The sequence below is a fragment of the Streptomyces glaucescens genome (assembly GCF_000761215.1).
Taxonomy (GTDB): Bacteria; Actinomycetota; Actinomycetes; order Streptomycetales; family Streptomycetaceae; genus Streptomyces; species Streptomyces glaucescens_B.
In genome coordinates this window covers 1445357-1460965 of the sequence record NZ_CP009438.1, presented here as the reverse complement: position 1 = coordinate 1460965, position 15609 = coordinate 1445357, and the positions used below count along the sequence as shown (strand labels likewise).

At 74.1% G+C, this 15609-nt stretch carries 11 protein-coding genes; 9 read left to right on the top strand and 2 right to left on the bottom strand.

The features are described from left to right. The first annotated feature begins 35 nt into the window (after positions 1–35). Entirely contained in the window at positions 36–533 is a 498-nt protein-coding gene (locus SGLAU_RS06320) for a GNAT family N-acetyltransferase (RefSeq protein ID WP_043499102.1), read from the top strand. A gap of 287 nt (positions 534–820) precedes the next feature. After that, positions 821–4267, top strand: a complete 3447-nt coding sequence (locus SGLAU_RS06315; RefSeq protein ID WP_052413641.1) for an NACHT domain-containing protein — start codon at positions 821–823, stop codon at positions 4265–4267. A gap of 25 nt (positions 4268–4292) precedes the next feature. Here SGLAU_RS06315 and SGLAU_RS06310 read toward each other — a convergent pair whose 3' ends face one another. Then, positions 4293–4739 (bottom strand): hypothetical protein, encoded by a 447-nt coding sequence (locus SGLAU_RS06310; RefSeq protein ID WP_043499101.1) that lies wholly within the window; start codon positions 4737–4739, stop codon positions 4293–4295. Continuing rightward, positions 4720–5079, bottom strand: a complete 360-nt coding sequence (locus tag SGLAU_RS06305) for a hypothetical protein (RefSeq protein ID WP_043499099.1) — start codon at positions 5077–5079, stop codon at positions 4720–4722. Before SGLAU_RS06305 ends, SGLAU_RS06310 begins: the two co-directional genes overlap by 20 nt. 94 nt (positions 5080–5173) lie before the next feature. Here SGLAU_RS06305 and SGLAU_RS06300 point away from each other — a divergent pair, with 94 nt between their 5' ends. From SGLAU_RS06300 to cobT, 7 genes are all read left to right on the top strand, one after another. After that, on the top strand, positions 5174–5821 hold the full coding sequence (locus SGLAU_RS06300) for an HAD-IA family hydrolase (RefSeq protein WP_043499097.1): 648 nt from the start codon (positions 5174–5176) through the stop codon (positions 5819–5821). Positions 5822–6218: 397 nt separating this feature from the next. Continuing rightward, on the top strand, positions 6219–7256 hold the full coding sequence (locus SGLAU_RS06295; protein ID WP_043499095.1) for a methionine ABC transporter ATP-binding protein: 1038 nt from the start codon (positions 6219–6221) through the stop codon (positions 7254–7256). After that, complete coding sequence (locus SGLAU_RS06290) at positions 7253–7990, top strand: methionine ABC transporter permease (RefSeq protein WP_043499092.1); 738 nt, start codon at positions 7253–7255, stop codon at positions 7988–7990. Before SGLAU_RS06295 ends, SGLAU_RS06290 begins: the two co-directional genes overlap by 4 nt. Before the next feature lie 85 nt (positions 7991–8075). Then, positions 8076–8900 carry a MetQ/NlpA family ABC transporter substrate-binding protein gene (locus tag SGLAU_RS06285; RefSeq protein ID WP_043499090.1) on the top strand — a complete coding sequence of 275 codons (825 nt, stop codon included), beginning with the start codon at positions 8076–8078 and terminating at the stop codon, positions 8898–8900. A 152-nt stretch (positions 8901–9052) separates the two neighbouring features. Further along, positions 9053–9688: a GNAT family N-acetyltransferase gene (locus tag SGLAU_RS06280; protein WP_043499088.1), complete on the top strand. Its 636-nt coding sequence runs from the start codon at positions 9053–9055 to the stop codon at positions 9686–9688. A gap of 96 nt (positions 9689–9784) precedes the next feature. Next, positions 9785–11011, top strand: a complete 1227-nt coding sequence (cbiE, locus tag SGLAU_RS06275) for a precorrin-6y C5,15-methyltransferase (decarboxylating) subunit CbiE (protein ID WP_043499087.1) — start codon at positions 9785–9787, stop codon at positions 11009–11011. A 346-nt stretch (positions 11012–11357) separates the two neighbouring features. Beyond that, the gene (gene cobT, locus SGLAU_RS06270; protein ID WP_043499086.1) at positions 11358–15569 is read left to right on the top strand and encodes a nicotinate-nucleotide--dimethylbenzimidazole phosphoribosyltransferase; all 4212 of its coding nucleotides are present in this window, start codon (positions 11358–11360) and stop codon (positions 15567–15569) included. Positions 15570–15609: the final 40 nt, after the last annotated feature.

Sequence of the window (15609 nt, the reverse complement as noted above, 5' to 3'; positions counted from 1 at the left end):
ACGACAGGCGACAGGTGAGCGGGAGGCGTGCACACATGGGCATGAGCGTGGTCATCTCCGAGGCGACCGACCAGGACGCCGAGCAGATCTTCAAGCTGCAGTACCTGTGCTTCCAGAGCGAGGCCGCGCTGTACGGCAACTACCGCATCGACCCGCTCGTCCAGCCCCTCGACGCCGTCCGCCGCGAGGTCGCCGACGACTGCGTCTTCGTCGCCCGGCTCGGTGACGAGGTGGTCGGCTCGGTGCGCGGCACCGTCACCGAGGACGGCGCCGCCGCCATCGGCAAGCTCTGCGTCCACCCCCGCCTCCAGGGCCACGGCATCGGTGCCCGCCTGCTGCGCGCGGCCGAGTCCGCCCTCGTGGAACAGCGCGGCGCCAGGAAGTTCCGCCTCCACACCGGCCGGCGCAGCGAGAGCGGCCTGCGCCTGTACCGCCGGGTGGGCTACGAGAAGGTCGGCATCGAGGAGGGCGCGGACGGCGTCCCGATGGTCATCCTGGAGAAGCAGGCGGGAGCGTACGCCCAGACGGCCTAGGGTCTTTCGTTTGGATCAGCCCGGCTTGAGTTCCGGAGCCTCTCGACCGACCCGAGCGGGGTCTGGTGCGTGCGGCTGCGAGGCGGAGGAGGGAGTCGACGCGGAGCGTCGGCGACCGGCGACAACGCCGCAGATGCGCGTGCCAGGCCCCGCGACGCCGGGGTGATCCGAACGACAGGCCCTGGCAGCGGTGCCCGAGCGCCCCCGGCTCCCCGGTGCGGGGGCGCCGGGGTCCGCGTAGCGTTGGTCCTGGCACCATCTTCATCCGGGCCAGCGAGGCAAGACCGATGAGTCAGGTCATCCGGCACCCCGAGGGGAAGCGCCGCCCGCCGAACGAATCCTTCCTGTTGCGCGGTGGACGCCGCCTGTCCCGGCTGGCCACCCAGTGGCTCCAGCGCTCGCGGATGTTGCGCATTCAACGGCAGGTGGAGCGCCGGGTCCCCCTCGCCCGCCGCTGGCACCTGCGGAAGACTCCCGCCACCTTCCTCCGCGTCTTCGCGACCGTCGCCGCGGTGGCGTTCCTTGCCTGGGTGGGACTGGCCGTGTCGGTGATCGCCGGACCCGGACCCCGCGTCGTCGAGGAGGAGTGCGCGAACAACCCCTTCTCCTGCGGCGCGGTCACCAGCTTCGTGACGCCGCTCCTCGCCCTCGGGCTGAGCGTCGTCACCTTCCTCTACCTGCAGCACCTCAGGACCGTCCGGCGGGTGCGGCGGATCGCGCGGCGCAGACCGCGGGACCTGGTGCCCACCGCCGGTTCGATCATCGACGAGGTGGTCGGCAGGAAGGAGCTGTGCTCGGTCATCGCCCAGGCCCTCCGCAGCCGCCGCTGGCGCCGGCCGTACGTGCTCGTCGGCGGTGTCGGCAGCGGAAAGACGGCGGTGCTGGTGCAGTTGACGCAGGTACTGGCCGAGAAGGGAGCACTTCCCGTCCCCGTCCATCTGCGCAGGGCGGACCTCGACAACGGCGAGTTCAACTTCAGCGAACTGGCCAAGAAACGGTTCTGCGACCAGGTCGACCCCGGCGTCCTGTCCCGGTCGCAGGCCGAACGCGTGTGGCGGCAGCTGTGCATGGACGACAAGGCCGTCATCATCGCGGACGGACTGGAGGAGGCCTTCTCCGACGACGAACGGGAGGCGGAGCGGGACGGCCTGATCCGCCGGGCCGTCGAACGAGCCGAGCAGCAGGGGATCCCGCTCGTGATCGCCTCACGGCCGCACGCCGCGCTCGAAGGCACCCGGGCCGCGGTGATCGACCTCGAACCGCTCAGCGACGAGGCCGCGCTCACGTACCTCGTGGAGCAGGGCCCCGGGGCGGACGACCGGCGGCTCGACTGGATCGTGGAGACGGCCGCCGTCGCCGAGTCGCCGCTCTACCTGCAGCTCGTACGGCAGCTGCGGCAGCACCAGCTCCTCGAACACCTCCAGGGAGCCAGGCCACGGGAGCCGATCGACACCCGGGGAAGCGACCGTGCGGGCATCCGCGTACGGCTCCTGAGGTCATGGGTGGAGGCCCTGGTCGACGGCCACCTGCGCGCCCAGTTCGGCATCTCGCAGGAGGAGCGCCGCGAGACCGTCGCCCTGGTGTCGGCGCTGGCCTGCATCGGTCTGCTCAACGACCGGCAGGAGGTCGGATTCGACGAGCTGATCGACTGGCGGGCAGGCGGCGGGCGGACCGGGGAACCCGAGGTCCGCCACCCGGAGATCCTCGAGGAGCTGGCCGGACGGGTCGCGGACCTGCCGTCGCCCACCGCCTCGGGGGCCTGCTGGCGGAGCGTGCTGTCGCGGTTCGCGGAGCGCGGGGAGCAACTCGGCCTGGTCGAGGCGTACAGCCGCAAGGTGCGGTTCCCGCACAGCATCATCCAGGCCTATCTCGGCTCCGGGTTCCTCGACGTCCTCCAGCGCAGCACCGGTGACGCCCTCGCGACCGCCCTGGCCGACCCGGGCCGTGAACTCCTCATGGCCTTCGTCATGCGCGCCCAGGGCGATCGGCCCACCCCCCAGCGCGCCACGGTCGACCTGCTGCTGGAAGCGGCGGAAGGCCGCCTGGACGACAAGGCGTTCGACCTGTACGCCGCGGCACTGGAGATCGACACCGGGCGGATCGACGACTCGGCACACCACCTCATCGCCAGCACGCTCCTGCGGCGCTGGCCGGACCTCAAGGACGGCGACGCCAGAACGCTCGGCGAGGCCAAGCTGAGACTCGTGCAGCGGTTCGGGGAGGCGGCCCGCCGGCTGGACCGGGCGAGCCGGAGCCCGGACGCGACCCGGTTCGTGCGGCCCTCCTACGGGCAGCTCATGCGCATCAGCTGGAAGGAGCCCGGCTATCCGGTCCGGCTGGCCATCGCCCAGGAGATCGGCGCGGGCGGGGACAACGCGTTCGACGCACTGCGCCAGCTCTTCCCCTGGCCGAGGCGGAAGGAGGAGTCCGGCACCGACCACTACGACCCCTGGGAGCAGTACAAGAAGGCCATGGCCGACCTGAAGTACGAGGAGGGCCTGGAACGCGAGGAGAGGCTGATCCCGCTCGCCCCGGCCGATGTCCCGCAGCCGGCCGGCCGGCGGACCGCGGTCGAGGTGTGGCGCGAGTTCGTCATGCGGGCCTGGCTGGTTCCCATGGTGGTGGGCTCCGTGGGCACCGACCGCCGGGCCGTGGCCCGGGAACGGCTGGACCTGTGGCTGCGGCACCTGACGCCGAACCCCGCGACGGGGAAGGCGGATCTGCCCATCTCCCTGGAGATCGCCCTCGCGCAGGGGTTCAAGGGGGCCGCCAACCGCCGCAAGCGCCACCCGGCGACCTCCGACGAGACCCGCGAGTACCTCATCGAGCAGGCGGAACGCATGCTCACCCACGCACGGTACTGGTACACGCAGCTCACGCTCGTCCACGCGCTGTGCCTCTGGGAGTTGCCGGACAGCGGGGACGACGCCGGGATGCGGGACGGCCCGCCGGCCGGCAGGCGCTCCGGTACCGAGCCGCTGCGCGCGGTGGAGCGCTGGCTGAGCATGGCCGGCAGTGCCCAGGCCCCGGGCGACCGGCCCGCGGACGAGACGCGGGGCGAGGCGGCCAGGCGCCTGCACCCCTTCGTCGCCGAGGCCGGCGACCTCGCGGCGCTGGCGCTGCGGACGGGGCACCCGGAGCGGTTCGTCTGGATCGACGAGCGCGGGGCCACGCTCAAGATCGGGTCCAGCCCCGCGGACGCGACGATCCACCGCAAGCACAACCTGTGGATCCCCCCGTCGCAGGGCTGGAGCACCCTGCACCCGCGCGCCCAGCAGCTCCTCGCCGACGTCCTGCTGCTGCTCAACCTCACGGAACGGGACGGCTTCATGGTGGACGACCGGCTGCAGCGGACCAGCCGGACGGAGCTGCCGCCCTGTCTGCGGACGGACCGTACGGCCCTGCGTCCCGAGCGGACGGTCGGCATGCCCGGAACGGCCGAGCCCGGCACGAGCTGCCTGCGCGGCTGCAAGTTCGAACTGTGCCCCTACCCGGCGAAGGGCGAACAGCCGGGCGGTGAGCTGCGTGAGCCCTTCTGCCGGCAGCAGCAGGCGCTGGTGAGCCGGCGGACACTGCGCCGCAGGAGGGCGGGCTGGCAGGGCACGACCAACCGTGAACTCGCCCGCTTCTGGGGAGCGATGGCCGAGCGCACGCGTACGCCGTCGAAGGACGCCGCGGCCGCCCCCGCGACCTCCGAGCCGTCCGGCCGGCACCGCCGGTTCAGGCGCCGGTGAGTCCCGTCCGGCCGGCACCGCCGGTTCAGGCGCCGGTGAGTCCCGGCCGCCCGGCCCGCGCCGGCCGCAGCCAGAACAGCGCGGACACCGGCAGGATCACCGGGATGAAGAGGTAGCCCATCCCGAAGTCCGACCACACGGTGGCATCGGGGAACGCCGACGGCTCCACCAGGGTCCAGGCGCCGACGACCAGCACGCCCACCAGTTCGGCCGCGCAGCACACCAGCGCCGCCCTGCGGGCCTTCTCCCCGCCCCGCACCAGCGTGCAGGTGATGAAGCCGTAGACCACGCCGGCCACCGCCGACAGCGCGTAGGCGAGCGGCGCCCGGTCGAACTCGGTGGCGATCTGGTACACCGAGCGCGACACCGCGCCGACGACCATCACGCCGTACAGCCAGACGAGCAGCGTCCCGGGCCCGCCGGCCAGCCGCCTTCCCCGGACCGTGCTCACCTCAGCCTCCCCAGATGTCATGAAGCCGCACCTCCAGCACGGCGAGCACGACACCGCTCGCGGCCACGGTCACCGAGCCCCACTTGGAGCGTTCGCCCAGCGACAGGAACCCGGCGGCCGGCACGCACGCGAACGCGCCCAGCAGATACGCCACGAAGATCGTCGTCCCCTGGTCCGGCTTCTCGCCCCGGGCGAGCTGCACGACGCCGACGACGAGCTGGATCAGGGCCAGCGCGGTCACCACGGCCATCCCGATGAAGTGCCAGTCCTTCGTCGGCTGGTCTCGGTACGCCGCCCAGCCGCACCACGCGGCGAGCAGCAGCGCGGCGACCCCGGTCAGCAGCGTCAGGGCATCAAGCATGCAGCGACCTTATTACGACGCAACGGACACCCCGCCGTCACCCCCGGCGCTCGGCCGGCACGGCCCTCCGGCGCCGCCCCGTAGGGTCGAGGGCATGAAGATCAGCGCACAGGCACTCCTGTTCGACAACGACGGCACGCTCGTCTCCTCCCTGGAATCCGTGGAGCGCTGCTGGACGAGGTGGGCGGGGGAGTACGGCATCACGGCGGAGCGGTTCCGCCGGGTCGCCCTGCACGGGCGCCCGGCCGCCGAGATAGCCGCCGACCTGCTGCCCGCTGAGGTGGTGCCGGAGGCCGTCGCCCGCATCGAGCAGCTGGAGGTCGACGACGTGCCCGGCGGCGTACGGCTGCTGCCCGGTACCCGGGACTTCCTCGCCGCGCTCCCCGCCGACCGCTGGGCCGTCGTCACCTCGGCCACCCGCCGGCTCGCCGAGGCCCGCCTCCACGCCGTCGGCATCCTGCCCAAGACCCTGATCGCCGCCGACGACATCACCCGCGGCAAGCCCGATCCCGAGCCCTATCTGCTGGGCGCCCGCGCCCTGGGTGCAGACCCGGCCGCCTGCGTCGTCTTCGAGGACGCCCCCGCCGGGCTCGCCGCGGGCCGCGCCGCCGGGATGACCACCGTGGCCTTGGCCACAACCCACCCCGCCGACGCCCTCGACGCCGACCTGGTGGTCCGGGACCTGTCGGCCCTGTCGCTCCTGGTCACCGACGGGTCGGTGGAGATCGCCGTACGGGACTGACCCGGTCCCGCCGCCGTCCCACCACTGTCCACCATGCGGACAGCGGTGACCGGTTTGCCCCGGCGGTCTGCTTTACTGATCGCATGACCACGACGAGCAGCCGCACCCTGGCGACCGAGGCGACCATGACGCCCGGTGCTGCTTGTATGTGTCCGTGCCGAATGTGCGCCTTCTAGAGGGCCCCCGCACCACCTGAGCCTCGCGCCCCGAAGCGAGTGCCCGCTCGTGTCCGCCGTGGCGCCCCGCGCCCGGCACCGAGCCGCCGCCCCCGCGCACCGGTATCTCCCCGGTCTCCCGCCATGCGAGAACCGTGCCGCGTTCCGAAGCCCCCCGAAGAACAACGCCCCGTGCCCGGCGCCCACCCCCGCGCCGCGCACTCGACAGTGACGGAATCCACGTGATCACCACATCGGGCCTGACCAAGGTCTACCGCTCACGCGGCCGCGAGGTCACCGCCCTCGACGGCGTCGACCTGCACGTCCGCGAAGGCGAGGTGTACGGCGTCATCGGCCAGTCCGGCGCCGGCAAGTCCTCGCTCATCCGCTGCGTCAACCTCCTGGAGCGCCCCACCGCCGGCACGGTCACCGTCGCCGGGCAGGACCTCACCGCGCTCGCCGGCCGCGGCCCCCGCGCCGGCCGTGAGCTGCGGCAGGCGCGCAGCCGGATCGGCATGGTCTTCCAGCACTTCAACCTGCTGTCCTCGCGGACCGTCCAGGACAACGTGGAGCTGCCGCTGGAGATCCTCGGCACGTCCGGCAAGGACCGGTCCCGCAAGGCCCTCGAACTCCTCGACCTCGTCGGCCTCGCCGACAAGGCCAAGGCCTACCCCGCCCAGCTCTCCGGCGGCCAGAAGCAGCGCGTCGGCATCGCCCGCGCCCTGGCCGGCGACCCCAAGGTGCTGCTCTCCGACGAGGCCACCAGCGCCCTCGACCCGGAGACCACCCGCTCCATCCTCCAGCTGCTGCGCGACCTCAACCGGCAACTGGGCCTGACCGTCCTGCTCATCACCCACGAGATGGACGTCGTGAAGTCGATCTGCGACTCGGCCGCGCTGATGGAACGGGGCCGCATCGTGGAGTCCGGCACGGTCAGCGAACTGCTCGCCACCCCCGGCTCCCAGCTCGCCGCCGCGCTGTTCCCCGTCGGCGGCGAGGCCTCCGCCGACGACCGGACCGTCCTCGACGTCACCTTCCACGGCGAGGCCGCCACCCAGCCGGTCATCTCCCAGCTCGCCCGCACCTACAACATCGACATCTCCATCCTCGGCGCGGCCATCGACACCGTAGGCGGCCTCCAGGTCGGCCGGATGCGCATCGAGCTGCCCGGCCGCTACGAGGACAACGTCGTGCCCGTCGGCTTCCTGCGCGAGCACGGCCTGCAGGTCGACGTCGTCGGCGCGGAGCAGCCCGCCCTGGTGAAGGAAGGTGCCAAGTGACCTGGTCCGAGATGCAGCCGCTGCTGGAGCAGGCCTGTACCGAGACGCTGATCATGGTCGGCTGGTCGACCCTGATCGCCGTGGTCGCCGGGCTGCCGCTGGGCGTCCTGCTGGTCCTCACCGACAAGGGCGGACTGCTCGAGAACACCGTGGTGAACAAGGTCATCGGGCAGGTCGTGAACATCGGCCGCTCGATGCCGTTCATCATCCTGATGGTCGCCCTGATGAACTTCACCCGCTGGATCACCGGCACGACCATCGGCAGCTACGCCGCGATCGTGCCGCTCGCCATCGGCGGCATCCCGTTCTTCGCCCGGCTCGTCGAGACCGCCGTGCGCGAGGTGGACCACGGGCTGGTCGAGGCCGTGCAGTCGATGGGCGGCAACACCTGGACCATCGTCCGCAAGGTGCTGGTCCCCGAGGCCCTGCCCTCCCTGATCGCCAGCACCACCACCACGGTCATCGCCCTCATCGGCTACTCCGCCATGGCCGGCACGGTCGGCGGCGGTGGCCTCGGCGACCTCGCGGTCCGCTACGGCTTCCAGCGCTTCGAGACCGGGCTGATGTGGGTCACCGTGGCGGTCCTCGCCGTGGTGATCTCCCTCATCCAGTTCGCCGGCGACTACGCGGCCCGCGCCGTGCACCGCCGCGGCGCCCGCTCCGGCCCCGGCCCGAGGCTCCGCCTGCTCAAGGCGAAGGAGCCGGCGGCGGCCGACATCGGCAAGGTCGCGTGAGCCCCCGTACCGCCGCGTAAGACGCCCCCAGACTCCCCGTCCACCCACGACGGGGTCGCACCACCCATAAGGAAAGGCACTTTTCGTGCGTAACACCGCCAAGATCACCACCGCCGTCCTCGCCGCCGGAGCCCTCACCTTCGGGCTCACCGCCTGCGGTTCCTCCGACTCCGGCTCCGGCTCCGACGGCCCCCTGGTCGTCGCCGCCAGCCCCACCCCGCACGCCGAGATCCTGAACTACGTCCGGGACAACCTCGCCAAGGACGCGGGCCTGGAGCTGGAGGTCCGGGAGTTCACCGACTACGTGACGCCGAACACGGCCACGGAGGACGGCTCCGTCGACGCCAACTACTTCCAGAACCAGCCGTACCTCGACGACTTCAACAAGAAGAACGGCACCCACATCGTGCCCGTCGTCACGGTCCACCTGGAGCCGCTCGGCCTGTACTCCCACAAGGTCAAGAGCGCCGACGACCTCAAGAGCGGTGCCACCATCGCCGTCCCCAACGACACCGTCAACGAGGCGCGCGCCCTCAAGCTGCTCGCCGACAACGGTCTGATCACCCTCAAGGACGGCGTGGGCAACGAGGCGACCCCCGCGGACATCACCAAGAACCCCAAGCAGCTCAAGTTCAAGGAGCTGGAGGCGGCCCAGACCCCGCGCTCCCTGGACGACGTGGACGCCGCCGTCGTCAACGGCAACTACGCCATCGAGGCCGACCTCAAGCCCGCCGAGGACGCGCTCGTGCTGGAGTCCGCCGAGAACAACCCGTACGGCAACTTCCTCGCCGTCAAGGAGGGCAGCGAGAAGGACCCGCGCGTGAAGAAGCTCGCCGAGCTGCTCACCTCCCCCGAGGTGAAGAAGTTCATCGAGGACGAGTACGCCGGATCGGTCGTCGCCTCCTTCTGACCCACGGCCCGCTGCCCCGGCCACCCGGCCCCGCACGACCACGGGGGCCCCTCCGGCGAGGAGGGGCCCCCGTGGTGCGGTGCGGTGCTTTCATGCTGCATGCTGGGCAGTTCAGCAGGTCCTGACGGTTCAAAAGGTTACGGAGCGGCGCCATGACGAGCACCTTCCCCAACATCTCCATCAGCACGGAGCGGTTGGTCCTGCGCCCCTTCGAGGAGCCGGACACCGAGGCCTTCGCCGAGATGATGAACGACGAACTCGTCGTCGCCTGGACCTCCGTACCGCACCCCTGCACCGAGGCCGACGCCCGCGACTGGATCACCGCGACCGCCCCCGCCGAACGCACCGAGGGCCGCGGCATCGTCTTCGCCGTCACCGAGTTCCTGACCCAGCGTCTGGTCGGCGTCGTCCAGCTGCGCAACACCGACTGGCGGGTCCGCTCCAGCGAACTCGCCTACGTCGTCGCCCCCTGGGCCCGCGGCGAGGGCTACGCCTCCGAAGCCGCCCTGGCCACCGCCCAGTGGGTCTTCAACGACCAGAAGTTCGAACGCCTGGAACTGCGCACGGCCGCCGACAACACCGCCGCCCAGCAGGTCGCCCAGAAAATCGGCTGCATCAGCGAGGGCGTCCTGCGCGGCGCCTGGATAGCGCGCGCCCGCACCGAGGCCGGGTGGACCGACGTACGCACCGACGTGATCGTCTGGAGCCTGCTCCCGGAGGACCTGGCCGGCGTCGCCGAGGAACTGGCCGACACCGGAGGTTTCGCGGCGTACTCCGATTGGAACTGAACCACCGGCGAGGCCACCCGCCGCGCCCCCGCACCCACCGGGTACCCTCACCAAGCCCGCCCGACGACCTGCGCGAACCACGGGAGACTGACGACGATGGCCGACCGGGTCACGGTGATCGGCTGGGACGGTTCTCCGCTGACCGACGCGGCACGCGCCGCGCTCGGCGCCGCCACCCTGGTGGCCGGCGCACCCCACCACCTCGCCCTGCCCGAGGTACCGCCCGCCGCGGAGCGCGTCCGCCTCGGCAGCGTCACCCTCGCCGCCCGCCGCATCGCCGCCCACCGCGGCACGGCCGTGGTGTTCGCCGACGGCGACCCCGGCTTCTTCGGCGTCGTGCGGACCCTGCGCGCGCCCGAGTTCGGCCTGGAGGTCGAAGTCGTCCCCGCGGTCTCCTCCGTCGCCGCCGCCTTCGCCCGCGCCGGCATGCCCTGGGACGACGCCCACGTGGTCGTCGCACACCCCCGCACCCTGCGCCGCGCGGTCAACGTATGCCGCGCCCACACCAAGGTGGCCGTCCTCACCGCCCCGGGGGCGGGCCCCGCCGAACTCGGCCTGCTGCTGGACGGCGTCCACCGCACCTTCGTCATCTGCGAGGAACTGGGCACCGAACGGGAACAGGTCACCGTCGTCACCTCCGACAAGGCCGCCGACCACACCTGGCGCGACCCGAACGTCGTCATCGTCATCGGCGGACCCGCCGGCACGGAGGGCGGCGGCTGGATCGCCGGCCGCGACCCGGCGGCCGGTCCCCGCGGCTGGACCCTGCCCGCCGAGGTCTACGGCACCGGGCCCGGCCAGGAGACCGCCCTCGGCGAGGGCGAGACCGAACCGCTGCGCGCCGCCCAGCTCGCCCGCCTCGGTCCCCGCCCGGGCGACCTCGTGTGGGACATCGGATCCGGCTCCGGCGCCTTCGCCGTCGAGGCCGCCCGGGCCGGCGCCGCCGTCATCGCCGTCGACCGGGACCCCGCCGCCTGCGCCCGCGCCGACGCCGCGGCCCGCCGCTTCGGCGTCCAGCTCCAGGTCGTCCACGGCACCGCCCCGCACGCGCTGGAGAACCTGCCGGAACCGGACGTCGTCCGGATCGGCGGCGGGGGAGCGGCCGTGGTGTCCGCGGTCGCCGACCGCCGCCCGCAGCGCATCGTCACCCACGCCGGCACCCGCGACGCCGCCGAACTCGTCGGCCGCGACCTGACGGAGCACGGCTACCGCGTCCAGTGCGCCCTGCTGCAGTCCGTGGAACTCGACACCCGCCACTGGACGGAGACGGAGCGGAGCGTGGCGTTCCTGCTCAGCGGGGTTCTCCCGGACCGCGCCCCGTGATCGGGTTGTCGTACCGCGCGCGGTAGGCTGGCCGATCGCTGCACCGCACTCGGACACCCGGCACCCCGTCGGTCAATGTCCCGGGAACGCGCCCGCCTTGGGGTGTGTGCGGTACGGCGACAACCGGGAGGACGCGCAACGTGGCGCAGTCCACAGCGGGCCGTCGTGGATCGAGCTGTCCTGACGGCGGAACGACCGCGACAATGCCACTGAATGGCTTTGTCGCCTTTTCCGGGCGGTCGTTCGTGCCGCTGGGCACGCACGCTCGTTCTTCACCACGGGCGGTCGGTGCGCCGTTCCGGGTGAGCTGGTCGTAGAAGCATCAACCGATGGGCGAGGGGTACGCATGACCGACACCGGCCAGGTCCCGGGCGAGGGGCAGCCGGAGAACGCAGGCATGGTGGAGCAGCCGGGCGTCGCCGCGCCCGGGGCGTACACCTACCTCTCCGAGACACCCGCCGAGGACGAAGACCTGCTGCTCCCCGGCGCCCAGGGCGCCTGGGGCAACGAGGTCCCCCCGCCCGCCCCCGAGCCGGTCGTCGAGGCCGTCCACGAGCCCGGCCCGCACGAGCTGGGCGGGCGGGACAGCGGCTCCGTCGACCTCGGCGGCGTCCGCCTGCCGAACCACACCCCGCCGACCGCGCCGACGACGCCGATCCCGCCGATCACCCCGCGCCGTCCGCTCCACCTCGGCCCGCCCATCCCCGACGCCTCCGCCAGCCCGGTCCGCTCCCTCGCCGACCGCGGGCCCGCGGGCGCACCGGTCCGTCAGCCCGGCCCGGCGACCACCGGCCCCGAGTACCTCGACGCCCCGCAGGTCGCCGCGCCGCAGGTCGCCGCGCCGTGGGGCGCGCAGGCCCCGGCGCCGGCCGCCCCCGAGGCGGCACCCGAGTCCGCACCCGTGGAAGCGGCCGCCCCCGCGGCACCCCTGCCTGAGCCCGCCGACGCGGCCCAGGCGACGATGGCCCGCCTCGCCACCCAGGCGGCGGTCCCGCCCGCCCAGGAAGCGGCGGCCCCCGCCACGGCACCGGAGGCCGCTCACCTCCCCGGCACCGGCACGCAGGTCCCGGACACCGCGCCCCACGCCGAGGCCCCGGAGGCCGCCGAAGGCGCGGCCCCGCCGGCCGCCGACGGCTCGCAGCCGGCCACGGACCCCACGGCCGGGACTCCCGCCGTCGCCGCCCCGGCCGGTGACGCCGGCGCGGCGTCCGCCGTGGCCCCGGTCGCCGAGGCGGGCGGGGAGGACCCGGCTGCCGCCCCCGTGGCGGACGCCGCTGCCGAGGCGCCCGCCGCAGTCGCCGAGGACGCCGCAGAGGCTCCCGCCCCGGCAGCCGTCGCGGACGACGCCGGCCAGGTGCCCGCCGAGGCCGGCGCGGACCAGGCTGCCGCCGCCACGCCCGTTCCGGCCGACACCGACCAGGCTCCCGCCGCCGCGCCGCTCCCCGCCGAGGCCCCCCAGGGCGCGGACGCCGTCCCCGCCGAGCAGGCCCTCGCCGCCGCGGAGGGTGACGTCCCCGTGGAGCAGACCGCTCCCGTGGCGGAAGGTGACGTTCCCGCCGAGCAGCCCCTCGTCGCTGCGGAGGGCGCCGTTCCCGCCGTGGAGGCGGAGCAGCCGCTGCCGCAGCCCGCCGAGCCGGTCCAGCCGCAGCCCGCCGAACCCGTACAGGGTCCGGTCGCCGTGCCGGTCCAGGATCAGGGTCCCGACGCCCCCTCCGAGGCGGCCCCCGCGCCCGAGTCGGTCCCCGCGCCCGAGGCGACCCCCGCGCCCGAGGCGGCGCAGGAGACCGCGGCGCCCGAGCGGCAGGCCGCTCCCGAGGCCCCCGGGGCGCCGGAGACAGCGGCACCCGCCGCGGTCCAGACGCCCGAGGCACCGGAAACCGCCGGGACGGCCGGGACGGAGACGCACCAGGCGCCCGCGCAGGCCGTGGCCGAGCAAGCACCGGTGACCGCCGATGAGCCGTTCGCACCGGAGGCCACCCCGCAGGTTCACGAGGGCCAGGAGGCCCCCGAGGCCGTCGTGCCCGGGGCAGCCCAGGCTCCCCAGCCCGTGACGCCCGAGGCGGCTCCCACCCCCGAGCCGACCGCCACCGAGACCTCGGAGACCTCCGAGACCTCGGAAGTCCCGGAGGCTGCCGAAGCCGTCGCCCCCGTCGCGCCGGCCCCGCAGGCGCCCACCGCCGCGCTCGCGGCGGAGGCCGTACCCACCCCCGCCCCGCAGCCCGCGGACGCGGCCCCGCAGCCGGCCCCCGAGCAGCCCACCCCGGCGGGCGCCGCGGACGTCACCGCCGGCTCCGCCGCCCCCGCGCCGGACGACCGGCCCGCGGCCCACCCCGAGGCGCCCGCCACCGAGGAGCCCGCCACCGAAGCGCCCGCGCCCGCCGCCGAGGCCCCCGCGACGGACCCCGCACCGGACGTTCCCGTGGCCGGCGTACCCGTGGCGGCCGCACCCCCCGCCGAGGCACCCGCGCCCGGCCCACAGCCCGTACCGGACTCCGCGCCGGCTCCCGCCGAGGACGGTCCCGCCCCCCAGCAGCCGCTCGGCCGGCTGGTCCCGGTGGACGGCACCGTGCCGGGCGCCCCCACCCCGCCGCACGGCGCGGTGGCGGTTCCGGACGGCCAGGCCGCGGTCCCGCCGCAGCCGCAGCCGCAGCCCGCCGTCACGGTCCCCGCGCCGCGCGAGGCGGAACCGGTGCCCGCCCCCGCGGCGGCGGAGGCGGACGCGGCACTCGTACAGCAGGCCGACGACCTGGACACCCGGGGCGCCGGCCAGGAAGACCAGGAAGCAGAGGGCACGGCCCCCGTGGCAGAAGCACGACAGTCCACCGGCCCCGCCGCGCCCGCCTACGACGACGCCGAGCGCGAGGCCGTCCTCAAGGTCATGCGCGAGCGGCGCGACATCCGCAACGGCTTCCGCAGCGACCCCATCCCGCACGAGGTGCTGCTGCGCGTCCTGGAGGCGGCCCACACCGCGCCCTCCGTGGGCCACTCGCAGCCCTGGGACTTCGTCGTCATCCGCTCGGCGGAGACCCGCCGCACGATGCACGAGCTGGCCATGCGCCAGCGGGAGGCGTACGCGAAGTCGCTGCCCAAGGGCCGGGCCAAGCAGTTCAAGGAACTGAAGATCGAGGCGATCCTCGACACCCCGGTGAACATCGTCGTCACCGCGGACCCGACCCGCGGCGGCCGTCACACCCTCGGCCGCCACACCCAGCCGCAGATGGCGCCGTACTCCGCCGCCCTCGCGGTGGAGAACCTGTGGCTCGCCGCCCGCGCGGAGGGCCTCGGGGTCGGCTGGGTCAGCTTCTTCGACGAGCGCGAGATGGTCCGTGCCCTCGACCTGCCCGAGCACCTGGAGGTCATCGCGTACCTGTGCGTCGGGTACGTCGACGAGTTCCCGGACGAGCCCGAGCTGATGCAGGCCGGCTGGTCCAAGCGCCGCCCGCTGTCCTGGGTGGTCCACGAGGAGACGTACGGCCGTCGCGCGCTGCCCGGCGAGGAGCCGCACGACCTGCTCGCGGAGACCGTCGCCCAGATCCGCCCGCTCGACGCGAAGGCGCTCGGCGAGGCGTGGGAGCGGCAGAAGCGGATGACGAAGCCGGCCGGCGCGCTCGGCATGCTGGAGATCATCTCCGCGCAGCTGGCCGGGCTGTCCCGCCAGTGCCCGCCGCCGATCCCGGAGCCCGCGGCCGTCGCGATCTTCGCCGGCGACCACGGTGTGCACGCCCAGGGCGTCACACCGTGGCCGCAGGAGGTCACCGCGCAGATGGTGGCGAACTTCCTCGGCGGGGGAGCGGTCTGCAACGCGTTCGCCAACCAGGTGGGCGCCGAGGTCTGCATCGTCGACGTCGGTGTCGCCGCCGACCTCCCGGCCACCCCCGGCCTGCTGCCCCGCAAGGTCCGGCCGGGCACGGCCGACATGACAACCGGCCCGGCGCTGACGCGCGAGGAGGTCAAGCAGGCCATCGAGGTCGGCATCGAGACCGCCCGTGACCTGGTCGCGGCCGGCAACAAGGCGCTGCTGACCGGCGAGATGGGCATCGCGAACACCACCGCCTCCGCCGCGCTGATCTCCGTCTTCACGGGCACCGACCCGGCCGAGGTGACCGGCCGCGGCACCGGCATCAACGACGAGACGCTGGCCCGCAAGACCGAGGTGGTGCGCCGCGCCATCGAACTGCACCAGCCGGACCCGGCCGACCCGATCGGCGTCCTCGCCGCGATCGGCGGCCTGGAGCACGCGGCCATGGTCGGCCTGCTCCTCGGCGGCGCCTCCCTGCGGACGCCGGTGATCCTCGACGGCGTCAGCGCGGGCGCCGCGGCCCTCGTGGCCCGCGCGATCGCGCCCGAGGTGCTGGCGGCCTGCATCGCGGGCCACCGCAGCGCGGAGCCCGGCCACGTGGCCGCCCTGAACAAGCTGGGCCTGCGCCCGCTGGTGGACCTCGACCTCCGGCTCGGCGAGGGCACCGGCGCCCTCCTGGCCCTGCCGATGGTCCAGAGCACGGCCCGGGCGATGCACGAGGTGGCGACGTTCGACTCGGCGGGCGTCACCGAGAAGTAGGCGCGCCCCGCGGGGCGGTCCGGTGTTCAGCCATCGGACC